The 24,835-nt window shown below is 39.4% G+C and carries 17 protein-coding genes, 1 tRNA gene and 1 pseudogene; 8 read left to right on the plus strand and 11 right to left on the minus strand.

What is annotated here, in order from left to right; all coding sequences use genetic code 11:
• The first annotated feature begins 4 nt into the window (after positions 1–4).
• Positions 5–1,564 carry a recombinase family protein gene (locus AC3QLY_RS12225; protein ID WP_492989808.1) on the plus strand — a complete coding sequence of 520 codons (1,560 nt, stop codon included), beginning with the start codon at positions 5–7 and terminating at the stop codon, positions 1,562–1,564.
• Positions 1,565–1,881: 317 nt separating this feature from the next.
• Here AC3QLY_RS12225 and AC3QLY_RS12230 read toward each other — a convergent pair whose 3' ends face one another.
• The 7 genes from AC3QLY_RS12230 to AC3QLY_RS12260 all read right to left on the minus strand — a co-directional run bounded on the left by AC3QLY_RS12230 (position 1,882) and on the right by AC3QLY_RS12260 (position 8,481).
• A complete protein-coding gene (locus tag AC3QLY_RS12230; RefSeq protein WP_492989809.1) occupies positions 1,882–3,132 on the minus strand; it encodes an MFS transporter in 1,251 nt (416 codons plus the stop codon).
• Entirely contained in the window at positions 3,125–3,886 is a 762-nt protein-coding gene (locus AC3QLY_RS12235; RefSeq protein ID WP_492989810.1) for a nucleoside phosphorylase, read from the minus strand. The genes AC3QLY_RS12230 and AC3QLY_RS12235 overlap by 8 nt, the downstream gene beginning before the upstream one ends.
• 24 nt (positions 3,887–3,910) lie before the next feature.
• Positions 3,911–5,017, minus strand: a complete 1,107-nt coding sequence (locus AC3QLY_RS12240) for an MBL fold metallo-hydrolase (protein ID WP_492989811.1) — start codon at positions 5,015–5,017, stop codon at positions 3,911–3,913.
• Between the two features lie 125 nt (positions 5,018–5,142).
• The gene (locus AC3QLY_RS12245) at positions 5,143–5,814 is read right to left on the minus strand and encodes an ArsR/SmtB family transcription factor (protein ID WP_492989812.1); all 672 of its coding nucleotides are present in this window, start codon (positions 5,812–5,814) and stop codon (positions 5,143–5,145) included.
• A gap of 5 nt (positions 5,815–5,819) precedes the next feature.
• The gene (locus AC3QLY_RS12250) at positions 5,820–6,329 is read right to left on the minus strand and encodes a TlpA family protein disulfide reductase (protein ID WP_492989813.1); all 510 of its coding nucleotides are present in this window, start codon (positions 6,327–6,329) and stop codon (positions 5,820–5,822) included.
• Between the two features lie 2 nt (positions 6,330–6,331).
• Complete coding sequence (locus AC3QLY_RS12255; RefSeq protein WP_492989814.1) at positions 6,332–6,778, minus strand: rhodanese-like domain-containing protein; 447 nt, start codon at positions 6,776–6,778, stop codon at positions 6,332–6,334.
• 140 nt (positions 6,779–6,918) lie between these two features.
• The gene (locus tag AC3QLY_RS12260; protein ID WP_492989815.1) at positions 6,919–8,481 is read right to left on the minus strand and encodes a Fic family protein; all 1,563 of its coding nucleotides are present in this window, start codon (positions 8,479–8,481) and stop codon (positions 6,919–6,921) included.
• 170 nt (positions 8,482–8,651) lie between these two features.
• Here AC3QLY_RS12260 and AC3QLY_RS12265 point away from each other — a divergent pair.
• A pseudogene (locus tag AC3QLY_RS12265) lies at positions 8,652–9,581 on the plus strand (recombinase family protein); the annotation flags it as partial.
• 580 nt (positions 9,582–10,161) lie between these two features.
• Here AC3QLY_RS12265 and AC3QLY_RS12270 read toward each other — a convergent pair.
• A tRNA-Lys gene (locus AC3QLY_RS12270) sits at positions 10,162–10,237 on the minus strand.
• A gap of 134 nt (positions 10,238–10,371) precedes the next feature.
• On the opposite strand from AC3QLY_RS12270, the gene AC3QLY_RS12275 reads away from it, so the two are divergent.
• The 3 genes from AC3QLY_RS12275 to lpdA all read left to right on the plus strand — a co-directional run bounded on the left by AC3QLY_RS12275 (position 10,372) and on the right by lpdA (position 13,589).
• Positions 10,372–11,175, plus strand: coding sequence for an SDR family oxidoreductase (locus tag AC3QLY_RS12275; RefSeq protein ID WP_074420442.1), 804 nt, complete (start codon positions 10,372–10,374; stop codon positions 11,173–11,175).
• A 27-nt stretch (positions 11,176–11,202) separates the two neighbouring features.
• A complete protein-coding gene (locus AC3QLY_RS12280; protein WP_074420441.1) occupies positions 11,203–12,033 on the plus strand; it encodes an SAM hydrolase/SAM-dependent halogenase family protein in 831 nt (276 codons plus the stop codon).
• A gap of 149 nt (positions 12,034–12,182) precedes the next feature.
• Entirely contained in the window at positions 12,183–13,589 is a 1,407-nt protein-coding gene (gene lpdA / locus AC3QLY_RS12285; RefSeq protein ID WP_492989816.1) for a dihydrolipoyl dehydrogenase, read from the plus strand.
• 203 nt (positions 13,590–13,792) lie between these two features.
• Here the strand turns inward: lpdA and rplT are convergent, their stop codons facing one another.
• The 3 genes from rplT to AC3QLY_RS12300 form a co-directional block, all read right to left on the minus strand.
• Positions 13,793–14,137 (minus strand): 50S ribosomal protein L20, encoded by a 345-nt coding sequence (rplT, locus tag AC3QLY_RS12290; RefSeq protein ID WP_068241817.1) that lies wholly within the window; start codon positions 14,135–14,137, stop codon positions 13,793–13,795.
• 43 nt (positions 14,138–14,180) lie between these two features.
• Positions 14,181–14,378: a 50S ribosomal protein L35 gene (gene rpmI, locus AC3QLY_RS12295; RefSeq protein ID WP_074417781.1), complete on the minus strand. Its 198-nt coding sequence runs from the start codon at positions 14,376–14,378 to the stop codon at positions 14,181–14,183.
• Positions 14,379–14,636: 258 nt separating this feature from the next.
• The gene (locus AC3QLY_RS12300; protein WP_492989817.1) at positions 14,637–17,822 is read right to left on the minus strand and encodes a WD40/YVTN/BNR-like repeat-containing protein; all 3,186 of its coding nucleotides are present in this window, start codon (positions 17,820–17,822) and stop codon (positions 14,637–14,639) included.
• Positions 17,823–18,335: 513 nt separating this feature from the next.
• Between AC3QLY_RS12300 and AC3QLY_RS12305 the strand changes: the two genes are divergently transcribed.
• The 3 genes from AC3QLY_RS12305 to AC3QLY_RS12315 all read left to right on the plus strand — a co-directional run bounded on the left by AC3QLY_RS12305 (position 18,336) and on the right by AC3QLY_RS12315 (position 24,810).
• Positions 18,336–20,813, plus strand: coding sequence for a T9SS type B sorting domain-containing protein (locus AC3QLY_RS12305; protein ID WP_492989818.1), 2,478 nt, complete (start codon positions 18,336–18,338; stop codon positions 20,811–20,813).
• A gap of 15 nt (positions 20,814–20,828) precedes the next feature.
• Entirely contained in the window at positions 20,829–21,812 is a 984-nt protein-coding gene (locus AC3QLY_RS12310) for a PorP/SprF family type IX secretion system membrane protein (protein WP_492989819.1), read from the plus strand.
• 229 nt (positions 21,813–22,041) lie between these two features.
• On the plus strand, positions 22,042–24,810 hold the full coding sequence (locus AC3QLY_RS12315; protein WP_492989820.1) for an OmpA family protein: 2,769 nt from the start codon (positions 22,042–22,044) through the stop codon (positions 24,808–24,810).
• Positions 24,811–24,835: the final 25 nt, after the last annotated feature.

Below are 24,835 nucleotides of genomic sequence, written 5' to 3' on the forward strand. Positions count from 1 at the left end.
AGCTATGAAAATTGCAGACCTTTATATCAGGGTGAGTACAGATGAACAGGCAGACAAAGGTTATTCTCAACGTGACCAGGAAGAAAGGCTGCGCAGGTACTGCAACATCAATAACATTCAAATACGCAAGGTTATTTTTGAAGATCATTCGGCAAAGACTTTCAAGCGGCCAGCATGGCAAAACCTGTTGCTTGATTTACGGAAGCAAAGAGGTCATTCTGACCTTATCCTTTTTACAAAATGGGATAGGTTTAGCCGTAATGCCGGGGATGCCTACCAAATGATAAGCCTGTTACGCCATCTTGGAGTAGAGCCGCAGGCCGTGGAGCAGCCATTGGATTTGTCCATTCCTGAGAACAAAATGATGCTGGCGTTTTATCTCGCAGCACCGGAAGTAGAGAATGACCGCAGGGCATTAAATGTATTCAATGGGATGCGGCGTGCTAAGAAGGAAGGTCGCTGGATGGGCACAGCTCCGATTGGCTATCTGAACAGAACTACAGAAGATGGCAAGAAATACATTGCGCCGAAAGATCAGGATGCTAAAATAATGAAATGGGCTTTTGAGGAAATCTTTCGCAATAAGCTGAATACTGAACAAGTCTGGAAGCAAGCCCGTGAGAAAGGTTTGAAATGTAGCAAGAACAACTTTTGGGTGGCGATAAGAAACCCTATTTATTGCGGGTTAATTTTCGTTCCGCAGCATAAAGACGAGCAAAGCCAGCTTGTGCCGGGACAACACGAGCCGATCGTAACGACTGCATTATTTTTTGATGTGCAGGATATGCTGGATGGTAGAAAGAGAAAGGCGGTCAGTAAAAAAGTAGTTTCACAGGATGATATTCCTTTAAGGGGTTATCTGATTTGTCCAAACTGCGGAAGGTTTTTAACAGGCAGCGGTTCAAAAGGCAGGAAGAAATATTATCATTACTACCATTGCAGTTCTGAATGTGGTGTACGTTACAAAGCAGATGACGCAAACAATTTGATGATAAACGCAATCGGAGATGAAGTGCGTAATATTCCGAAACTTAAACTGTTCAGGGAAATTATTACAGCCACTTATATGGACGTAAATCGGGTTGAAAAAACGGATCAGAAGCGCATGATGGCTCAACTAGATCAAATAAAACATCGCCTCTCAAAAGCTCGTGAGCTTTTGCTACGTGAAGAAATTGAGGGGGAAGACTATCGTACCATTAAGACGGAGGCCAGCGAAAGAATGGCTGATATTGAAGCAAAGCTGAAAGCCTCTAATTCCTTTTCAGACAGTATGGAAATGCTTTGGGATCTTCCGATTTCCAGAGTATCACATTTAGATGTTCTTTTCCAAAACGGAACTGTCATACAAAAACGGAAAATTGTAAGTACAATGTTCCCTGATAACCTGATATACGACGGAGTAAAGCTCCATCGCACCAGGGTGAGTGCAGCAATCAGCTTGTTGACCACCCGCAGAAAATGTCCACGGGAAGCTGTTGCAAATAGCAGCCAAACTAATCGGGCTGAAAGTGTTCATCTTAACCGCAAACATGCAGTTAATGATTTGCGGAATAGAATGTAAATAATTTGCACTAAAGATTGAGTTCAGAAGTAATGAAAATCCTTTGTGCCCTTCGGGCCTGTTATGCTAAGCCACGCAAAAGAGGCATCACCGGAAACTTTTAACTCGATATCAAAGAAATCACAACACGATCTTTCTGTTTTAATAATTTCCGACAATTCATGTAATCCTACAAGTCCGGAAGAAAACTGCCTAATATTGGTTTCTGATAATTTTTTGAAAGTTTAAAGTCAATTTATCGGTTAGGTTATCTCTTTAACGGGCTCAATCAATAAAATATCTATAGGCATTGTGGATCATCTTATTAAAGATCTTGCTTATAGCTTTGGTGACAGTGTTTCTTTCATTTTTATCAAAACCACGACACCTGAAAGTAAAGTGATTAGGCCCGCAATGTGCACCGCCCACATCAGGCCGAAGGAGTTTGCAACTATTCCTGCCATCAGGGCGCCTACAGCATAACCGATATCCCGCCAGAAACGATACACGCCTAATGAACTGGCTCTCCAGGAAGGATGGGCGGAATCGCTCACAGCGGCCAGTAGTGCCGGATAAACCATAGCGGTACCCGCGCCAAGGAGGATTGATCCCGCCATGCCCGAAGCAAGCGGCGCAAATATTTCAAGGCCAATAACGACATGCCCTAATACCTGTATAAACATACCCCATACAATAAGCGGCTTCCTGCCGATCTTATCTGCCAGAGGGCCCGTGATGATCTGACCCACCCCCCATACCACCGGGTAAATGGCCTTTATCCATCCAACACCTTCCAGACCAACGCCCATTGACGTAAACAACAGGGGGAACACGCCCCATGACATGCCATCGTTCAGGTTGTTGATCAGTCCCGCTTGTGAAATGGAAAAAAGGTTTTTGTTTTTAATAGAGGTTTCCTTGAATACCCAAAGCAAATCGGGGCGATGTGCTGCCTCGCCGGATGTTGTTTTTTGAGTTTGCGTAGCTTCTAGTTGCGCATGCTTACGGGTATCCTTAATTACAAAAAAGGAAAGCGATATGCCTACAATGGAATAAGCGATACCAATATAGAATGGCTCCGGTCTTAATCCATAACGAGATGCTAAGTAGCCCGTTAGCAGGGCAGTAAGGCCAACGGCACCATAACCGGCAGCTTCATTTAGGCCCATGGCAAAACCCCGCTTTTTAGGGCCGACAAGGTCAATTTTCATATTCACGGTCATCGACCAGGCCAGGCCCTGACTGATGCCCAGCAGTACATTGGCAAATAATATCCAGTTCCAGGTAGGACCCCAGCCCAAAAGAAAGGGTACAGGAAGACCAACCAGCCAGCCCATGATCAGTACTTTCTTGCGCGTGTATTTATCAGCAAGAGTTCCGGAGAATAGATTGGTGAATGCCTTCACCACCCCAAAGGCAATGATGAAAGAAAACACGACCACATCAGAGCCGATCTTGAATTCATCTGTACCGACCAGCGGCACGACAGTCCTTTCCAGCCCCACCATGCCACCGACCATCATATTAACCAGTACAAGCAAGGTAAACTGCTTCCAGTTCTCTTTTAAACCTAATCTGACCTCATCCATGAATGATCTGCTTTAATAGATCCAGTGTATCAATGCTGCCAAAGTGTTCTCCTTTTTCAAAGTCTCCTTCCTGCTGCGCCATTGTATTGGTCAGGTGCGCGAAGCAGATCACATCTTTTTCTCTGGCTATACCGAAAGCATACAAAGCAGCAGCTTCCATTTCTACACATGCGACCTGCTGCGCAGACATTGCATCTATAGCGGCCTGAGTTTCACGATAGGGTGCATCTGTTGTCCAGCTCTTTCCGTTGTACCAGAGCCTTTGATGCTTTCCGGAAAGCTGGTTAAATCTACTATGATTGATAGCAGCTTTTATCTCAGCAGGGATATAATGGTAACTGGTTCCCTCGTCCCGTACAGCTTCGGTAATGAGGACAAATTTTTTCCCGGCTTCCGGCTCAGCGATCATACCTGCAGAGGTAATGCTGATTAACAGTTCGCAGCCTGATGCGAAAAGCTGTTCTGCAACCAGTACGGCATATGAGGCGCCGACGATGCAGGGTAATATTCCGATAGAGGTTCCTTCAAGATCAAATTGATAGAGCTGCGAATGATAACAGGCCCAGCAAGTGCTTTTCTCTGCCAGTCCCTTGCTTAATAAATAGGTTAGCAAGTCACCATCGGGGTCCAGAACGCATATTTCCGGCACAAGACAATGGTCAATATTTTTCTGCCTGCGTGCCTCACGCAACAGATTTTCCGGTGAAAACACCGAATCGGAGTTGTAATGCTTGTTTTCTAATATAGACGGCATTATAATATTGGTTTAAATTTTTGATCAGGATACTGCGCACCTGTTGGCACCAGCTTCAAGATCAGCAGGATTAATGCCTTCATGGGTTCCCTTTTTATTTATTGCCGCGATTTGCAGGTAATTGGCTGGTGCCTCTGGAATGCGCGTGATCGTTTGCGCAACAAATTCGTCTTTCTGTAAACCGAGCAATTGTATCCTGGCAGATAATCTGGACAGCTTATCTCCAATGATAAGACCGTCGAAGGCAACGGTGTTAGAAGTATGTGCAGGAAGAACAAGAAGATCTTCATGGCTAAAACTTAATATCTTGCCTATCGAAGTAAACAGTTGACCTGCCTTTTGGATTGCCTGTTCGGCATCGGCCTTCAGGTCTGGTCTGCCCACACCGTCGGTAAACAAGGTATCTCCGGTAAGCAGATATTTGTCATTTACCAAATAAGAAATGCTTTCAGGTGTATGTCCCGGCGTAAATACAGCGGTGATATTGCCACTGCCAAAAGGTATACCGTCCCCGTCACTAAGTGGGGTGAAACTGTATTCGACCTCTGCTTTTTCAGTGAACAGATGAACAGCGTTTGTCGCTTTAGCCAGATCAATAGTCCGTGAAATATAGTCTGCATGGATATGGGTGTCCAATACGAATTTGATCTTCCAGTTATGATTTGTCGCAATTTCCTGATAAACTTGTGGATCTAATGATGCATCTACCACAACAGCCTCGTTTTCCGAACCGATCACATAGGAAAGACAGCCTTTGGCAACCCTTCTCACTTGAATGATGGTTAGATTTTCATCCTTAATTTCCGCCGTGTTCCACGCGTAGTTCCAGGCTTTCATGCCACCTTCTAAAGTGAAGGCGATATATCCCTTTTCATTCAGGATTGCTGTTGCTTTTGCAGCAGTAACGCCCGCTGCGCATACAGTGATCAAAGGAGTTGTTTTGGGTAGGTTGATATGATCCAGTATATGTTGATCGCCCCGCTTTAATCCTTCATAGGCGTTTTCATAAACGCTGCCAGCTATGTGCCAGTCTGCCCGCTGCTCTTCTGGCCGCACGTCCAGTACGTTTACCGGCTTTCCTTCTTCAAACATTTTTTGAAGTTCTGCTACTGTTATTTTTCCACTACCCATTTCAAAATGATTTTAATATTGCAACTGTTAATCTTTTTGTTTTATTCAACATAATTATTGAATAGATTTTTTCACTTAAAAAAAGTGGTACGAAAGACCACATATTGTCTAATTGCTGTTTAGGGTTATCCCTTCGCTTGGGCTATCGGATAACCTTTCAGCATCCATTCAGGATAACCTTCGTCCATACGTTTCGCTTTGTAACCCTTATCTTTTAATAGCGCCACTGCTTCATCAGCATAGACACAAAAAGGCCCCCGGCAGTAGGCCACAACCATTTTCTTTTTCGGAATCTTCTTTAGGTAGCTTTCCAGGTTTGCGATAGGTGCTGAAATGGCCTTGTGAATGTGGCCACGGTTGTATTCTTCTTCAGGTCGTACATCCAACAACACAATTTTACCGTTTTTGAGCAGTTCTTTTAGTGTTTCTGCATCTACGGCGTCCATGTCGCTACTGTGCCCGCTCCGAAAATCTTTGATGACTTTTTCTACTTCTGCATTATAGGCAAAACCAAGTTCTCGTAATCCTGCCCAGGCATTGAATACATTTTGTCCTGCCAGCGAGTAGTTGATGAAATTGCCATCCCGCTCGATCCTGACCAGCTTTGCGCTTTTCAGTGTTTGCAGGTGCTGTGAAGCGTTTGCTACCGATTGCCCACTGTAATTTGCGATTTGTTCCACTGTAAACGGCCCCTGCGCCAACAGGTCTATGATCTCCAGCCTTACCGGATTGGCAAAGGCTTTCGCCACCTTCGCCAGCTCAGTGTAGACCGTATTTTTAAATTCCCTTTTGTTCATAGCAATTACTTTTTTGATCTAAAATAGTTGTCGATAAATGCTTCCAGTTCTTTGCCATGCAGGTTTATAGCCACGACCTTACCCTCTCCATTGACGATGACATTATAGGGAAGTTCGCTGATGCCGTATGCTTTAGCCACAGGACTATTCCAGTATTTCAGGTCACTGGCCTGCAGCCAGGTAATCTGGTATTTATTAATCGCTTTTAGCCAGTTTTCTCTGCTTCTATCAAGAGAAACACCCAAAATCTCAAGCTTGCCTGCATCTACCTGGTCACCAAACTTTTCGTACAGAGACTTCAATACCGGTTGCTCTTTTACGCAGGGAGCACACCAACTGGCCCAAAAATCTACAAGGACGAGTTTTCCTTTCAATGAAGAAAGGGTGATGATACCGTCTTTTAAAGATGGCAGAGAAATAACTGGAGCAGTTTGTCCTATTGCCAAAGTATGGTGCTGTGCATTTCCTGTGTGCACTGAAAGCACAATTGATAGTATGGAGAACAGTGATCTCATCTTTAATCTTTTGTCGGATAGCCCTTATCTATCCAGTCAACCTTGATGTTTTTTGGGATGTTGAGCAATTCTGCATTTTTAAAACCCATTTTATTCAATGTGGAGAATGCGGGCCGGATGTTCGGACACTTATCAAAAGGACAGCAGCCGCAATAAAGGACCACCTTTTTGTCTTTCGGAACTTGTTTTAGATAATTTTTGAGCTTGGCCAAGTTGGCTGCTTCCTGGGTAGGGCCAATAGCAACTGATCCTTTGATAATTGCATCAGGCCCTATGGATAATATCAGTAGATCAGCAGTTTGATTGCTTTCGATCTTGGCAGCCAACGCGCTGGTTGCCATCAGCTGATCCGTACGCCATGGTTCCGGTTTTTGCTGGGCACTCAACAAACTGACATTGATTAACACAATTACTGTCAACAAAAGAAGATAATTTATTTTAGTTTTCATAGAGGCAAAGTTAATGAAAATTATTCTATTCAATAGTTCTATTGAATAGAATAATTAAGGAGATTGTGGAATGTATATGTCTGCACCTTATGTTACGTTAATGAGACAAATTGTAAGTGCAGAAATAGTATTTTTTTAAGTTATTTTCCTTCCGGCAATTTTGCCACTATCTTCCCATGTAGCCGCTCATTGACCAAATAACCGAGAAAAGAAGCGAACGAAGTAATGTCCTGTCCTACACTTGCCTGCTCCAAAGCCTGCATATACTCATCCCTTCTTTCAACTGGTATTATAGTCCACGGGTAACCTCCCGAAGCCATCATAGCATTCATCAGAAAACGTCCTATCCTTCCATTCCCGTCCATGTATGGATGGATAAAAACGAAGATGAAATGCCCTAATACTGCTCTCACCGATGGTTCGGTTTCTTTCTCCAGTAACTCAAAAAGTACAGGCATAGCATCCCTCATAGGATCTACATTCAAAGGAACATGCTTGGAATTGCCAATGTACACTTGGTGGCTTCGATACCCTGCAAGGTCTGCGGCTTTTAAAAGTCCTGCGGCTACACTTGGGTCAAACAGTTGCCTGTACCATTTTGAATGATCCTTGTCAACCTGCTTTCCTGCATTTGCGCCCTTCAGTATAGCTGTGATGGTATCTTTCACCTGCAGGAAGGCTTGGTAGTAACCTCTGGCTGCCATTGCATCCCTTTGTTTCCGGTCTTCTTCGTTCTCCTTGCTGTTCCATTGGCCGCTGCTTACCCTTTCGATCAGTTCCGGGGTTACACGATACCGCTCTATGGAAAGTGAATGATATGCGTCTGTAACGTAGATGTCGTCAACATCCTTTAAGTAGGCTTGCACATCATCCGGTATACCTGGGGCTTTGGGAAAGCTGGCAATAACAATTTCACGCATCTGCTCCCACATGAGCCTGATGCGATTGGCATAGGGTGAGCGTTCACGGGAGGACAAACTAAGGCTTAGTTTGGTTTCAAAAGGATCTTCTTCTCGTATATCGTAATCAGCTTGTTTTAGGGTGTCAACAATCTGATCGGCGATCTTATCCCTATTTATATTTCTAAAAGCACCCGCTAACCTGCCTGCAAAAGTTGTATGCCCATTCTCCAGTAGAATGGGTAATACTTCCGAAGCATCCCTTATCAATGCAAGGGCTGTGCGGGCATCAATCGCATTTCTTGTATAAATACTTGGAGAACTATAAACCAATGCAGCCGACAAGTTGTACATCCTAATGCCGTTTATAATAATGGTTTGCTCCGCAGGAGGAATATTTGCTTTTAAATTGAACAAGGAGGTATTATGCGGTAAGGGTGTAGGGTTATTATTGCCCTGTGGCGAACGTAACATTAGCTGTTGCGGCACCGCACTATTTCCTGCATGGATAAGTAGTGACTGATCTGCCGACAAGCACCATTCTTCCCCAAATTTGTAATTCAGGAATTTGGCAATAAAGTCCCAATAAGAGCTGTACCAAGAAGATGATTCTCCTGCTTTTTCCGCAGGGTCAGTAGGTATATACCATCCCTTTGTAACTTCCCGTATAAAGCCTTTTTTAAATAGTATCTCTCTGTATTTCCGATTGGGTATTTCATCGGTGTGAATACCGACAATCCCATTATCCTGCAATTCTTTCAGAAACTTCAATGATTCTACTAAACGTTCGCGTGGTGTTGCCATATTTCGTTTTTATTGAAAAGGGTATGTTCCCTATTAACCCGTGTCGCTTTGTGTCTATTCAACAAAGATGTGATAAATTCAGTAAATTTGGTTGTGATAATTCTATTAAATATTGTCCAATTTGATTTTTCTTTGTAACTTTATATTGTACCACACTTAATTTTTATAGTATGAAAATAGCAGACCTTTATGTACGGGTAAGTACGGACGAACAGGCCGATAAGGGCTATTCGCAACGTGACCAAGAGGAACGTTTGCGGAAATACTGCGAAATAAACAATATCCGGGTAAGGAAAGTGATACTGGAAGATCACTCAGCTAAGACTTTTAAAAGACCGGCTTGGACTGGATTATTAGGCGACCTGCGTAAGCACAAGGGACATACTGACCTTATCCTGTTTACAAAATGGGATAGGTTCAGCCGTAATGCAGGGGATGCCTATCAAATGATCAGCACGCTTCGGCGCTTAGGTATCGAGCCGCAGGCAGTAGAACAACCGCTTGACCTATCCATTCCAGAAAATAAAATGATGCTGGCGTTCTACCTTGCAGCACCTGAAGTAGAGAATGACCGCCGGGCATTAAATGTGTTTCATGGTATGCGCCGTGCTAAAAAAGAAGGGCGCTGCATGGGAACTGCACCCATAGGTTATGCGAATAAGGTTAATGAGAATGGAAAGAAATATATCGCTCCCAAGGATATTCAGGGTGCCATAATGAAGTGGGCGTTTGAGGAACTTTCCCATAGTCAGCTTAACACGGAACAGGTATGGAAAAAAGCGAAAAAAAAGGGGTTGAAATGCAGTAAGAATAATTTTTGGGTTGCCATAAGAAATCCGATCTATTGCGGATTAATATTTATTCCAAAGTACAAGGAAGAAGAAAGCATGTTGGTAAAAGGACAGCATGAGCCGTTAATTTCTGAAACTCTATATTATGATGTTCAGGATGTATTGGATGGACGCAAGCGTATTTTAGGAACAAAGATTACGGCAGACGATAATATTCCGTTGAGAGGCTTCCTGATCTGTCCGAAATGCGGAAGGATGCTTACTGGCAGCGCATCAAAGGGAAGAACACAATACTACCATTATTATCATTGCAGTTCTGCTTGTGGCATTCGTTACAAGGCAAAAGAGGCAAATGACAAAATGGTTGAGGAAATCAGGAAATATGTATGGCCTCTTTCAAGACTTGAAACATGCAAAGACGTAATCGCATCAACGTACAAATCAAAAGAACGTGGAGAGAGAGACGAACAGAAAGACTTGAAGCTGCAATTGCAGGAAGTGAATAGCCGCATTGTAAAGGCAAGAGAACTGCTTTTGTGTGGCGATATAGAGGGTGATGATTATCGAGCAATCAAATCTGAATGTGAGGAGAAGATCAATCGCCTGGAAGCAAAATTAAAAGCTGCTGTAAGTTTTCAAACAACGGTAGAACCATTGTGGGATAAGGCTTTTAGCAACATCGCTCAGCTTGATACTTTGTACAAAGAAGGTACGGTAGAACTTAAAAGAAAGATAGTTGGTTCGATGTTCCCTGAAAATATCGTATTCGATGGTTGCCAACATCGAACCAAAAGATTGAACGAAATCATTAACATTATCGCCTTGATAGATAGGGAATTAAAGCCCAAAAAAAATGGGACAAGTCGTTTGAATTTTGACTTGTCCCATATGGTGATCCCGCTGGGACTCGAACCCAGGGCCCATACATTAAAAGTGTATTGCTCTACCAACTGAGCTACGGAATCATCCCGTTTGTTTTTGGGAGTGCAAAAATAGGCGAAAAGTTTTTCTGTCCAAATTTTTTTCAAATCTATTGTAAAGATATTTATTCACAACCTACAACAACAGAACCTTATTTTTGCAAATAATAATTTGAATCATGGTATTTAATAATAAAGTTGTTGTAATTACCGGTGGCTCTGAAGGCATTGGAAAGGCACTGGTAGAGGCTTTTATTGCGCAGGGTGCTAAAGTGGCTACCTGTGGCCGTAATTACGATAAATTATATGTTTTACAATCGATCCATGCAGGCAAACCTTTAATGGTTCAGGCTGCAGATGTTAGCAATGAAACTGATTGTAAAAATTTTATAAATGCGGTAATTAAATTGTATGGCACCATCGATATTTTAATTAATAATGCGGGCATTTCCATGCGTTCGCTTTTTAAAGAAACCAATTTAGAAACGCTGAAACGTTTAATGGACGTAAATTTTTGGGGTGCTGTTTATTGTACAAAATATGCATTACCCTACATTATTCAAAACAAGGGAAGTGTTCTGGGTGTTTCGTCCATTGCAGGATACAGGGGTTTACCGGGACGAAGCGGTTATTCTGCTTCAAAATTTGCCATGAATGGCTGGCTGGAAGCATTAAGAACAGAATTAATGGATGAGGGTGTGAATGTAATGTGGGTTTGCCCTGGCTTTACTGCATCTAATATTCGCAATGCAGCGTTAAACAAAGATGCGCAACCACAAGGTGAAAGTCCGATGGATGAATCGAAATTAATGACGGCAGAAACCTGTGCCATATATATCATGAAAGCAATTGAAAAACGAAAACGTACATTGGTGCTTACTTCGCAGGGAAAACAAACCGTATGGTTGAATAAATTTTTTCCAGCACTGGCAGATCGACTTATCAAAAAGTTTTTTTATAAACAAGGTGAGTTGGTAAAATAATATTATTGCATCCAACGTTCCACAAGCATGTCAATTGTTACTTTATCATCCGATATTGGTGTTCAGGATTATATTTTAGGGGCTATTAAGGGTCAGATAATTACGCAATTTGCACAAGCCAATATTGTCGATATCAATCACGATTTAAATGCTAATAATTATCCGCATGTAGCATATATATGTAATCATGCATTCAAATATTTTCCAAAAGGCACCATTCACTTAATTTTGGTAGATTGTTTTGAAGGAAATAACGAACAATTTATTTTAGCTGAAGTAAATGGACAAATTATTATATGTCCTGACAATGGCCTCCTAACCATGATTGCTGATAAACAACATATTCAGCCATTTTCTATTTCAGTTCATTCAGCTGCTACTATTTTAGAAATTACACAAATATTGGCAGGCATTATTGGAAGATTATTGCAGGGAGAGCCCTTAACCCGGCTTGCTGATACAGCTATTACTTTTCAACAAAAAATTTCTTTACAACCCTCTATGGGTAATGATTGGATAGAAGGTCAGGTATTATTTATTGATAAATTTGATAACGTAATTATCAATATTTCAAATCAGCAATTTCAGGAAGCAGCAGTCAACCGGCCATTTGAAATTAGCATCCCAAATAATGTTGCCATCAATAAAATCAGTAAAAGTTATGCTGATGTACCCAGGGGCGAGGTGCTGGCTATGTTTAATGCTGCAGGATATTTAGAACTGGCTGTTAATAATGGTAAAATGGCTGCATTATTTGGTCTACGCAGTTTTGTAGCCAATAAAAATGCACCGGGCAGTCTGCATGCCAATGCCTTATTTTATCAAACTATAAGAATTTATTTTCTTAAAATATCATGATTTGATTGGTATAAAGAATTTTTTGCAATGAAATCTTATTCCTTTTTGAACTCTCTTTTTTCCATTTGCAGATTAGCCAGTATTTTTGCATCTGTTATTTTTTGGTTGTACAATATTGTTTTCAACCACTCATCTTAATTATTTAAATTATGGCATACGATGTTATTGTAATTGGAAGCGGACCAGGAGGGTATCCCGCTGCAATCAGAGCTTCACAATTAGGTTTTAAAGTAGCGATTATAGAAAAAGAAAGTTTAGGTGGTATTTGTTTAAACTGGGGCTGTATACCCACTAAAGCATTAATTAAAAGTGCGAATGTGTACGATTACATAAAACATAGTGCTAACTATGGTATTAATGCAACCGGTACGCAGGATTTTCCGGCCGTAATTCAGCGAAGCAGGGGTGTAGCAGATAAAATGAGTAAAGGCGTTCAATTTTTGATGAAGAAAAATAAAATTGACGTAATTATGGGCACCGGTAAAGTAAAAGGCAAAGGTAAAGTTGAAGTAATTGCTGCGGATGGTACCAAACAAATCATCGAATCAAAATATATTGTGGTTGCAACCGGTGGCAGAAGCCGTGAATTGCCGAATTTAAAACAGGACGGTAAAAAAGTAATTGGTTATCGTGAAGCAATGGTATTACCGGGTCAGCCCAAAAGCATGATTATTGTAGGCAGTGGTGCAATAGGTGTAGAGTTTGCTTATGTTTACAACAGCATGGGTACAAAAGTTACCATTGTTGAATTTATGCCTCGAATTGTGCCGGTAGAAGATGAAGAAATTTCAAAAGAATTGGAAAAACAATACAAAAAACAAGGTATTGAAATTTTTACCAATGCATCGGTTGAAAGTGTAGATACTTCAGGTAATGGCGTTAAAGCACAGGTGAAGAAACAGGATGGCAGTATGATGACTTTAGAAGCAGATATTGTTTTAAGTGCCGTAGGTGTTGTAGCCAATATAGAAAATATAGGGCTGGAAGAAAATGGCATTAAAACCGAAAAAGGTAAAATTATTGTTGATAAATATCAGCAAACTATCATACCCGGTGTTTATGCAATAGGCGACTGTACGCCCGGTCAGGCTTTGGCACATGTTGCCTCAAAAGAAGGAATTAATGCAGCAGAGCATATGGCTTATTTAGAAAAAAAAATAGCACATTTGCCCGATGTAATTGATTATAACAATGTTCCAGGTTGTACCTATTGTACACCCGAAATTGCCAGTGTTGGTTATACTGAAAAAGCAGCAAAAGAAGCAGGGTATGATATTAAGGTTGGTAAATTCCCTTTTATTGCCAGCGGTAAAGCCAGCGCTGCAGGTGCTACAGAAGGTTTTGTAAAAGTAATTTTCGATGCAAAATATGGTGAGTTTCTGGGTTGCCACATGATTGGTGCCAATGTAACAGAAATGATAGCAGAAGCCGTTGTTGCCAGAAAATTAGAAACAACTGCCCATGAAATTTTAAATGCCATTCATCCGCATCCAACCATGAGTGAAGGCTTGAAAGAAGCTACTGCTGCTGCTTATGGTGAAGCAATTGATATTTAGTTGTAAAGTAAATTACTCATAGAAAAAGTTCAGTGCCAATTGAAACACTGAATTTTTTTTATGGTTTTATATGTTAAAAAATTTATATACAATAATTTTGAATGAACGCTTGTGAAAATTTTGATGGGTTGCTTTGTATGGGAGGGTGTTAAAACAAAAAAACCGGGACAAGCCCGGTAATGATTCATTCTGTCTGTTTTTTCTTACTTCACAGAAGCTACTAAAGATTTAAAGCTTTCAGGATTATTCATGGCTAAGTCAGCCAATACTTTTCTGTCTAAATCTATGCCTTTCACAGACAATTTGTGAATAAACTGGCTATACGTTAATCCTTCTTCTCTTACGGCAGCATTAATACGTGCAATCCACAATTGGCGATATTCTCTTTTTTTCAGTTTACGACCAACATAACTGTAGGTCATCCCTTTCTCAACAATGTTTTTAGCTACGGTATAAACGTTTTTACGTTTACCATAGTAGCCTTTAGCCTGATCTAATATTTTTTTTCTTCTTGCTCTTGAAGCAACTGCATTAACGGAACGTGGCATATTTTAATATTTTAACTCTTTTAAAAGAGATGGTGTAATAATTTTATTTTAAACGTAATAAGCGCATTACAAAATCTTTGTTGGTAGGACCAACAAGACCTTTTTTGTTGAGCGTTCTTTTTCTTTTCTTGGTTTTCTTGGTAAGAATGTGTCGTTTAAAAGCTTTTTGGAAGGTTATTTCACCTGTTCCGGTAACTTTAAAGCGTTTTTTTGCGCTTGAGTTTGTTTTAACTTTTGGCATAAATAATCTTTTATTCAGATTACACCCTGCTGGTGGTATCCACGGGGATACACTTGTTGAACCTTACGGGAAAATTTTGGAGTGCAAAGGTAGGTATAAATAAACATATTTAGCAAAATTAGTCCATAATATTTTTTGCAATCATTTTATGATAGCCAGATCAGACTGTATAACAAACATTTTCAAAGAATGGTCGTAACGGTTTACCTATCACTGGTCTGGCTGTGAGTTTCATCTGGTTTTTACTCAATTTTAGTTTTATAAAGCAATAAATGGTTGTTTCTGATTCGCAATCCATTGATTAATGGCAGGAACATTTTTTTGCAGCAGGTTTCTAAAATTGTTGAATTGTATGTCAATTTGCTCTTTTAGATTTTGATAGCTGCTGTACATAGAAGCAGTGGGAGGGGCATCTGCTTGCTGAACGGCTACATTGAGTGCCGACAATTTTTCTTCTAACCGAACCGAAAAACGTAAATCATCCTCACTTGCTAAAATTTTAGGATTCATTAAAGTTGTTTCAACTATCGTTAAACTATCTAATAATGGTTTTGTTAGTGCATTGAATTGTTGAATAGAATCTGAATGGGAAAGTGTGCCGGCAAAATCCTGAATTTTTTTCCTGATCTGCCGTATGTTTTTTGTTGTAGTTCCAATTGCATTGAGTGTATTGTGAATTTGTTGGGCTAATTCAAATTGCTTTGCCAGATCATTTGTTCCAAATGTATTTCTTGGGTCGTTTACAATGGTAAGGGGTTGTTTCTGAATCAATTTATCACTAACATACAATGCAATGGTATAATTTCCTGGCACTGCCATTGGGCCGGTTAAAGCACCTTCAAAAGTGGCAGAAGTATCAGCTTTTGCATCCGGGTAACGCAAATCCCAGATAAATGTATTCATTCCGCTATCTGCTGTTAAAATACCGGATTGTTTTTTCTTGCGATTTTCAATAAAATTTTGAGTGGGGGTGATGGGTTCGCCAAAATAATTTTTTTGAGAAGAATAGGTAATAACACTGTCGCCCTTTTCAGTTTGAATTGCTAAACGAACTTCACCGGATGGTTTATTTTTGAAATAATAATGCACAATAGCACCAGCAGGGGCATTTTGCCCATCATGCACGGGTGGGGTTGGGTTATTATTCCCTAAAGGAGTTCTGTATGTACATTTTGGTTTAAATAAAAAAGCCTTATTCATTGCCATTTGCTCATTTAACTGGTAAAGCGGTGTAATGTCATCTAATACCCAAAATGACCGGCCATGTGTTGCAACCACCAAATCATTATCGCGGGTTTGTACCTGTATGTCTCTTACCGGTGTGTTGGGTAAATTGAGTTGCAGGCTTTGCCAATGTTCTCCCTCATCAAACGAAACAAGAATACCGGTTTCTGTGCCGCAATACAAAATGTTTTGGTGGGTTGGGTCTTGTCGAATACAGCGGTTATAGCTTTGAACACCTTCAGAAATAGATGTCCAGGTTTTGCCATAATCATGTGTTTTAAATAAATAGGGTTTGGTATCATCACTTTGATAGCGTGTAGCAGCAACATAACAGGTAGCTGCATCAAAATGAGAGGGTTCCACATAACTAATGAGTGCCCATTTTGGTAGGGCCGATGGTGTAACGTTTTGCCATGTTTTGCCATCATCTTTACTTACATGCACCAACCCATCATCTGAACCGGCCCATAAAACACCTGATTGCACAGGCGATTCTGCAAATGCAAAAATGGTTCCGTATACTTCGGCTAAACTGTTATCTAAAGTAATGGGTCCGCCACTGGGCTGAAGGGTTGCCGGATCATTTTTGGTTAAATCCGGGCTAATGGTTTCCCAAGTTTGTCCGCCATCGGTTGTTCTGTGTACATGATTAGAAGTAACATACATCATTTTATTATTGTGCGGAGAAAAAGCGATGGGATAGGTCCAATTAAAGCGATATTTCATTACAATAGCCCCTTCTCCACTGTGCTGTTCGGGATAAACGGATATATTTCTGTTTTGATCGGTTGATTTATTGTAGGTACTAAGTTGTCCGTCATATTCTCCTCCATAAGTGATTTGTGCATTCAGGGGGTCAGGTACAATATAACCGGCTTCTCCACCTGCCACCGGGTACCAGTCACGTATACCAATTGCTTCATTGGCAGTTCGGCTGGCAATTCTAACACTTGTATTGTCTTGTTGTGCACCATATACATGATATGGAAATTCATTATCTAAGTTTACATGGTAAAACTGAGCAGTAGGTAAATCAGGTGCAGTAAAATTTTTACCACCATCAAAAGTAATTTGTGGGCCACCATCATCGCCCATTATCCAGTTAGATGGGTTTTGAGGATTTATCCACATATCATGGTTATCGCCATGCCTATTGGTAATTTTTTCCCAGTTACTGCCACCATCAATCGATTTCCAAAATTCTACATTCAACACATAAACTGTATTGGGGTTTTTGGTATCAGCAAAAATCTGGCTAAAGTACCATGGGCGTTGGGTTAAATCGTTTTTGGTACTTACCAATTGCCAGGTAGCACCACCATCCTCTGAACGAAATACACCACTGTGTTCATTTTCAACAATAGCCCAAATTCGTTCATGCTGCACCGGAGAGATGGTGCAAATCATTTTTCCTTTTAATCCCTTGGGCATACCCGGATTTTCGGAAAGCAACTGCCAGGTATTGCCCCCATCCAGCGACTTATATAAACCAGAGCCCCTGCCACCGCTGCTTAATGAATAAGGAGTTCGATAAGCCTGCCACATGGAAGCATAAACAATGAATGGGTTTACCGGATCTATTTTCACATCCACACAACCGGTACTATCATTCACATACAAAATTTGTTGCCAGGTATTGCCCCCATCATTGGAACGATATAATCCGCGTTCTTTATTGGCTCCATATACTTTACCCATGGCAGCCGCATAAACCTGATTATCATTTTCAGGATTAATGGCAATGGTTCCAATGGCATAAGTTTTTTCTAAGCCAATATGCTTCCAGCTTTTACCAGCATCGGTAGATTTGTAGATACCATCTCCAAAAGAAATATTGTTACGCATTTCTACCTCACCGGTACCGGCATAAACTATATTTTGATTGATATGTGCTACAGCAATGGCACCCACTGAACTTGAGGTAAAAAAAGAATCAGATACACATTTCCAGGAATTACCCCCATCTGTTGTTTTCCATACGCCGCCTCCGGTTTGTCCGGCATAGTAGGTGTGTGGATCATTGGGTATACCCATTACCGCCAAACACCGGCCTGAACGCCATGGGCCAATATTACGCCAATGCATCCCATTGTATAAATGAAGGTCATAGACGGGTTTGTTTTTTGAAGTGCTTTGATTCTGAGCAGATACTTGCAGCAATGTGCCTATCAATAAAATACCTAAACAGATTTTTTTAGAAAAGCATTTGAATGGAAGCATAGTGTTAGTCTTGTAAATATGATTAAAATCGGAAAAAATATTTCCAGTATACTAATATATAAATTTAAAATTTATTTTTTTCTTTTAACCAACACTATGCTATTTTAATTGTTTTATAATGTCTGAATTTTCACTTTTTCGCCAAAAGTTTATAAAAAAGCAGCATGTTTTGCAAAAATTGAATCTTCTTTATTACAATTGTAAAATGTGGAAGAAAGTTATTACCGGCTGTAATGCAAGTATTTAAAATAAAATATAATTAAAAAAAATAATAATTTTCTTAGGATTTATCGATAGAATACCGGTTTTATTGAAAATAATGTGTATTTTAACATGCTTATACAATATTTTATTCCCTCTGCCGTTTAATGAAATTAAGTAATTATATAATGGTTTTTCATTGATGCTTATCTGGGTGATAATTCATGAAAAATAAAAAAAACAATTACGACTCCCGGTTTCAGAATAATTTTTTTGAATATAAAACGGGAGTATCACTTTTATTTTGAACGCATGAATAAGTATTTTACTTTATCGTTCTTATTGGTAGTTTTTAGCACTGGTTTACTGGGTTTTGCACCTGGTGGTTTTTTTCATGTACATTCTTTACATAATGCAAACAGTTCATTAGGGGAAATAACATTCCCTTCCTTTGAAAGGAATACATCTGTCAAAATAAAACCTGCATTTTCAAACGAACATAATCCTATATCCATTTCATTTGATAGTGCAATTGCTCCTTTTTCTTGTCCGGCTAAGTTAATTGTACAAAAAGATACCACAATTTGTAAAGGAGATACCGTTACCCTTACTGCCATTAAACCGGTACATGTTGACAGTGAACCACCCGGGGTTTGGGTATTATTAATTAGTGGAAATAATATTGACCAAACTGCTTTTAACCTCAAGGCATATGGTTATGATAAGGTAAATCAGTATTTGTATTCAATCATTAACAAAAGAATTATTCGGTACGATTTAAAGAACAAAACCAGTACCGAAATTTTTGCCAATAACTGGCCGGGATGGCCTGGTAACTATACCGAATTTACGTATGACTATACCAACAACAGGCTGATTTTATGGCGTGCAGGAAAAGACAATGTTTATGCAGTACCGGCTACCGGTGGTGCATGGACACAAATAGGCAACGGTGCTTTTGATAATGCTGACTATAACGCCAGCTCATACTGGAATCCCATAACAAATAGTCCCGGTTTTTATGGAGGTTATGGTGGGTTTACTGTTAAGAACTGGATTTATGAAAATAATTTATCCTGGATACAAAAACGCCCCAATTTAAGTGATTGTAATCCACCAAAAGGTGGAAATTTAATGGGCACATCTGCTGATGGGAAAACTTTATTTTTATTTTCGGGGCAGGGTAGTTGCGATGGGAATGAATTAAGCGGCACCTGTTCTTTAGGAAGTCCTTGGGCTACAGCCAATGGTATGTTTTGCTGGTTGAAAGATTTATATGCATTGGATTTAAATACGTATACCTTTACCAATATTTTGCCCACTAATAACAGCACTATTCAATATGAAGGTGCTATGACTTACGATTATGACAAGAATAGATTTTATTTATTCGGTGGATTTCAACCAACAGGCGATTACCCATTGAATCAATATTTAGTGAATACCAAAAAAACTTTTCGGTTTAACTGGGGAACTGATAATGGATTCAGTGAGTTTGTAGGAACAGGTGCAGTACCACCTGCTGCTCCTTTAAATGCATCCAACGGTTATGCATATTATGATCCGGTTGATAAAAGAGTGATATGGGCTAGAATCGATGGAATTTGGGCATATTATCCTGATTCTTCTCTTATAAAACAACCCAAACCAACATTAGTATGGTCTACCGGTGATACTACTACTACCATCAAAGTTTATCCTTCACAAACTACCACATATTCTGTTACCTATACCGACAGTCCTTATGTTTGTAAAGATCAGGTTACAATAAAGGTGGATGCGCTAAAAACTTTGTTAGCTGCTACCACAACTGTTTGTAATGACACTTCTAAAGTATTGAATGCCGGTACAGGCTTCACCAGTTACTTATGGTCAACCGGCGATACAACGGCATCTACTACTGTTGATTCAAATGGAGTATATAAAGTTAAAGTAACAGATAGTATTTGTACGGTTACCGATAGTACAAAAGTTCAATTTGCAACAAGTCCGAAACCTTTTACCATTCAGGCAACATCAGATACAGTTTGCCCGGGTACAGCCGATACATTATCCATAGTGAATCCTGAAACAGGCGTAAATTATAATTGGTATAAAGTGGGTAACAATACACTTTTATTTACTGGTACTTCATATACAACACAACCCATTAGTCAGGCTACCAATTATGTTGTATTAGCCAACACAAATCCACCTATTTGTGCAGCTACAAATGCATCTATTGGCATTCAGGTAGCTTCTGCATTAAGCACACCCGTTGTTCAGGCAGACACCATAACCGCAAACAGTGTTTTGTTTAGTTGGTTACCGGTTCCAGGAGCAGTGAGTTATTTAATCAGTTTAGACAACGGTGCCACCTTTCAGTTACCCGCTGCCGGCCTCACTGCCTTAGAAGAATTGGTAACCGGATTAGTACCCAACCAAACTATCAATTTTAAAGTAAAAGCCTTAGGTAAGTTGGCTTGTCAGGAAAGTGCACCGGGCAGTATTACAGTTACAACTTTAAACCCTATTGGTGATGCCATTTTTATTCCTAATTCATTTACGCCCAATGGAGATGGTAATAATGATTTATTCTTTGTTTATGGGAATACTATAAAGACAATGAAATTGTCTATATACAATCAGTGGGGGCAATTAATTTTTTATACTTCCACACAATCTCAAGGATGGGATGGAAGTTATAATGGTACAAAAATGCCGGTAGGTGTATATTATTATTCCTTCGAAGCAACATTACAGAGTAATGAAAAAGTAAAACGAAGGGGTTCAATAACACTTATTCGTTAAGGAAATCAGGATTGTATGATTAAAATGAGATACTTAATGATTGGTTTATTATTTTGCGTTTCTATTGCAGAAGCGCAAATAGACCCTCATTTTACACAGTATTATGCAAGCCCTATGTGGTTAAATCCTGCAATGACAGGGGTAATAGACGGAGATTATCGAACTACAGCTAATATTCGTAATCAATGGGCATCTGTTGCTACACCATTATTAACGAAAGGGATTAGTTTAGATGCAGCATTACCGAATAGTTTTGGAGTTGGTTTAATGGTTTTAAATCAATCAGCGGGCGATGGTGGTTATAATTACACCAATAGTTATTTATCACTTTCTTATCAAGTTCATTTAAGTGAATATAAAAGATTAAGTGGTGGATTTCAATTCGGATTTATTTATCGGGGTGTTGATCCTTCCAAACTAAAATTTGGCAACCAGTTTAATCCATTGGTAGGTTACGATCCCACCTTTCCGTCGAATGAAATTTTTTCAAAAACATCAGCATATACTTTGGATGCAAGCGTTGGCGTAATGTATTATGATGGTGATCCTAATAAAAAAGTAAATCCATTTATTGGAGTAAGTTTATACCATCCCACACAACCAACTGATAAATTTTTACAAGCCAGTAATAGTTTTATACCGGTACGTTATTCCATTCATGCAGGTACCAGAATTGCAGTGAACGATTTATTGCAATTAACGCCACATGTTATTTATGAAAGACAGGGTGCTGCATCTGAAATTGCCGGTGGATTATATCTAAATTATACACTTGATTATACCAAAGATCTTATTGCAGGGGTTATGTACAGAAACAATGATGCCATTGCGCCTAATATTGGAATTAATTTAAATGGTTTTATTGTGGGGCTTAGTTATGATATCAATATTTCAACCCTAAACAGTGCGTCGGCTTACCGGGGCGGTTATGAAATTTCAATCAGTTATGTACATCGCAAAAAAATACCGGCTACTAAGTTTATTTGTCCCCGTCTTTAATCCAACTGCTATTCAGGTTAGTGAATTGTTATTCTGTTGCATTACAGAATAACTTTTTTATTTTAATACTGCACACTTTGCATGCTTCGTCGGTATAATTTCTAATAAATTTTCAAATATGCAATAAATGTTACCCACATAATGTTAAAAACTTATTGGGCTGTTTTTACATCCTTCCTGTAAAGTGTGCCTATATTCATACATAGAAAATCTCTTTTATAACATTAGCATGCTGTATAGAGTTACATTACTAACCTGTTTTTTATTTAAACGCATTACTATATTTTTAGTGGTGTTTTTTTGCGTATCTGTTGTAAATGGTCAATCTGTCAGAGCTTACACGAAAAGAGCAGACCAGTTGTTCAAGGAAAAAAATTATTATGGAGCTGCACAGTTGTATCATAAAGCACTTAATGGTAACATTGATAATGGGAATGGAGTATTGCCTTATATACCTGGAGTGCATAAAAGCGGCAGAAAGCCAAAAGGGGCAAAAGAAATTTATATTACCTATCAATTAGCTGAATCATACCGGTTATACCACGATTATCAGGATGCTTTGCCAAACTATGAACGATACCTAAGTCTTGAAAAAAAACCGGATATCATGGCCTATTTATGGTATGGAATATCACTGCGTGCCATGAACGAACCGGATAAAGCGATTAAAGCATTATCGAAATTTACGGCAGAACATACACAGGAAGATGCTTACTCAGCTTTGGCTTTAAAAGAAATGGCAGATTGTCGTTTTAATATTGAACAACAACAAAACCTGCAACGTTTTTCAATACAAAAAATGCCTGCACCTGTGAATGCGTTAGGGTCTAATTATGCGTATACTAAATTAAATGACAGCATTTTTGTTTTTAGCAGTTCCAGACCAGATACTGTTGGAAAAAATAAACAGGTAGTCTATCGATCAACACTGTATCAGTTTAATACCAATCAAAACAATATTAGTAAAGCTTTTCCGCAAGGTTTAGCTTATGATGCTGCCGCAGCACAGTTTTCGGCAGATGGATTGCATATTTATTTTACCGGATGGAATGAAGATCAGCAAAACGAAGCCAATAAATACATCATATATGCCGCAACACGTTCAGGTTTGGATGCTCCGTGGGATGCGCCTTATCCTTTAGATACTTTGGTGAATGCAAAAGGCCACAATGCACGTCATCCATTTGTTACAAGAGATGGTAAATTTTTATTTTTTGCTTCAGACAGGCCCGGCGGCATGGGAAAATATGATATCTGGAAAATTGCTTTAGAAGATGGTTTACCAACCGGTACACCTGATAATTTAGGTGCCGCCATTAATACCAGTGAAGATGATGTTGCGCCAGTTTTTATTGCGGATAGTGCCCTTTTGTATTTTAGTTCGAATGGAAGAGTTGGTTTAGGTGGTATGGATATTTATAAAAGTAAAGGCAACATCGTTACCAACCAGTGGAATACTGCTCAAAATTTGGGATTACCCATTAACTCTGTAAAAGATGATATTTATTACAACAGCATTGGCGATGCCGATACTGCTTATTTTACTTCCGATCGTGAATCACCCTGTTGTTTAGAAGTTTTTCAGTCTATTAAATTACCACCATTACCAGATACTTCAAAAGAGTCAGCTATTGATACATCAAAAGCTAATCAAACAGATAATACTACTGTACAAAATGCACCCCCTGTTATTACAGTGCCGGTAAATAAGTTAAGTGATGAAGAACAAATGCGCAGGCATATACTCGATTCATTAAACAACGCAACTGTAAAAAGAGTATCTGTTAATTTTGATTTCTACAAAGCGAAAGTACGTTCGGAAGATAGGAATAGTTTAGATACCATTATACACTTATTGAAAGAAAATCCGGAATTAAATGTAGTAATTGGTTCGTTTACCGATTGTAAAGGCAAATTTGAATTGAACCTGCGTTTATCGAAAGCCCGTTCATTGGCAGTAAAAATGTACCTGATTAAACATCATATTAATGCATCCAGAATTAATGTTGATTTTTATGGTGAACAGCATTTAATATTGCCTTGTAAAGATGATGATACTTACGATACTGCACAACAAATTGTAAATCGCAGATCGGATGTAATTGTAACCAGATCTAAAAATCCCAAATGGGTTCCATCAGGTAAGGAGTTGGATATTGACCAAATTTTAGATGATATTAGAAATGGAAGGCGTCCGTACAGATTTGAGCCGGATGAACCCACAACTAAATCCAACAACAATTTAAAAGCAGAAAGACAATTACTACGGGAAGAAAAAGCACGAGCCAGAGCAGAACATTTAGCTGAGGTGAGAGCAGAAAGAAAATTAAAACAACAACAGCAGGAAGAAGCTGCACGCTTAAGAAGAGAAGAAAAAGCAAGGGCAGCAGCTGAACACAAAGCCAGATTACAGGCAGAAAGAGAAGCCAAACAGGCAGCGCGTAAACAAAAAGAACAGCAAACTGCTGCGAACAATAATCCGTATGTAACTGCAAAACCATCAAAAGTTAACAATAATGCAGCTATTACTAAAAATAATATACCACCGCATATTGAAAACGAGTTGTTACAAAAAGACAAAAAAATTGCCACACTCGATTCTATTTCACAAATCAAGAGCAGATTGTTGTTAACTGCCATTAATCACAGATCCATCAATCAGGTGTTTACGGTTTATACTACCTCCGATTCTGTACATGTTGATTTGTATGACAATGGGACTTTTGATCACGATAGTGTATCTGTAATTTACAATTCAGAAATAGTGGTGTACAAACAGGAATTGAAAACTGATAGAGCCATTACTTTTAAAGTGCCAGTAGAGCCGAATGAGAAAAAGAATGAGATGATATTCTTTGCTGAGAATTTAGGCGATATACCACCTAACTCTGCATTGCTGGTAATTACAGATGATCAGGGAAAACGCACTGAAGTAAGTATTTCGAACGATTTAATGCATAATACTATTATTTACTTTGTAAAATTGAAGAAGCAATAATTACTAACCATTTCTATTCCTTTGG

This window comes from Hydrotalea sp. GW822-HT8A01 (assembly GCF_058798575.1).

What these genes read in the sequence shown, in the direction of transcription:
- AC3QLY_RS12315 (WP_492989820.1), top strand. Translation starts at nt 22,042, where the DNA reads ATGCTGTATAGAGTTACATTACTAACCTGTTTTTTATTTAAACGCATT.
- AC3QLY_RS12305 (WP_492989818.1), top strand. Translation starts at nt 18,336, where the DNA reads ATGAATAAGTATTTTACTTTATCGTTCTTATTGGTAGTTTTTAGCACT.
- AC3QLY_RS12235 (WP_492989810.1), bottom strand. Translation starts at nt 3,886, where the DNA reads ATGCCGTCTATATTAGAAAACAAGCATTACAACTCCGATTCGGTGTTT.
- rplT (WP_068241817.1), bottom strand. Translation starts at nt 14,137, where the DNA reads ATGCCACGTTCCGTTAATGCAGTTGCTTCAAGAGCAAGAAGAAAAAAA.
- AC3QLY_RS12310 (WP_492989819.1), top strand. Translation starts at nt 20,829, where the DNA reads ATGATTAAAATGAGATACTTAATGATTGGTTTATTATTTTGCGTTTCT.
- AC3QLY_RS12250 (WP_492989813.1), bottom strand. Translation starts at nt 6,329, where the DNA reads ATGAGATCACTGTTCTCCATACTATCAATTGTGCTTTCAGTGCACACA.
- AC3QLY_RS12245 (WP_492989812.1), bottom strand. Translation starts at nt 5,814, where the DNA reads ATGAACAAAAGGGAATTTAAAAATACGGTCTACACTGAGCTGGCGAAG.
- AC3QLY_RS12300 (WP_492989817.1), bottom strand. Translation starts at nt 17,822, where the DNA reads ATGCTTCCATTCAAATGCTTTTCTAAAAAAATCTGTTTAGGTATTTTA.
- AC3QLY_RS12255 (WP_492989814.1), bottom strand. Translation starts at nt 6,778, where the DNA reads ATGAAAACTAAAATAAATTATCTTCTTTTGTTGACAGTAATTGTGTTA.
- AC3QLY_RS12230 (WP_492989809.1), bottom strand. Translation starts at nt 3,132, where the DNA reads ATGGATGAGGTCAGATTAGGTTTAAAAGAGAACTGGAAGCAGTTTACC.
- AC3QLY_RS12240 (WP_492989811.1), bottom strand. Translation starts at nt 5,017, where the DNA reads ATGGGTAGTGGAAAAATAACAGTAGCAGAACTTCAAAAAATGTTTGAA.
- AC3QLY_RS12260 (WP_492989815.1), bottom strand. Translation starts at nt 8,481, where the DNA reads ATGGCAACACCACGCGAACGTTTAGTAGAATCATTGAAGTTTCTGAAA.
- AC3QLY_RS12225 (WP_492989808.1), top strand. Translation starts at nt 5, where the DNA reads ATGAAAATTGCAGACCTTTATATCAGGGTGAGTACAGATGAACAGGCA.
- lpdA (WP_492989816.1), top strand. Translation starts at nt 12,183, where the DNA reads ATGGCATACGATGTTATTGTAATTGGAAGCGGACCAGGAGGGTATCCC.
- AC3QLY_RS12280 (WP_074420441.1), top strand. Translation starts at nt 11,203, where the DNA reads ATGTCAATTGTTACTTTATCATCCGATATTGGTGTTCAGGATTATATT.
- rpmI (WP_074417781.1), bottom strand. Translation starts at nt 14,378, where the DNA reads ATGCCAAAAGTTAAAACAAACTCAAGCGCAAAAAAACGCTTTAAAGTT.
- AC3QLY_RS12275 (WP_074420442.1), top strand. Translation starts at nt 10,372, where the DNA reads ATGGTATTTAATAATAAAGTTGTTGTAATTACCGGTGGCTCTGAAGGC.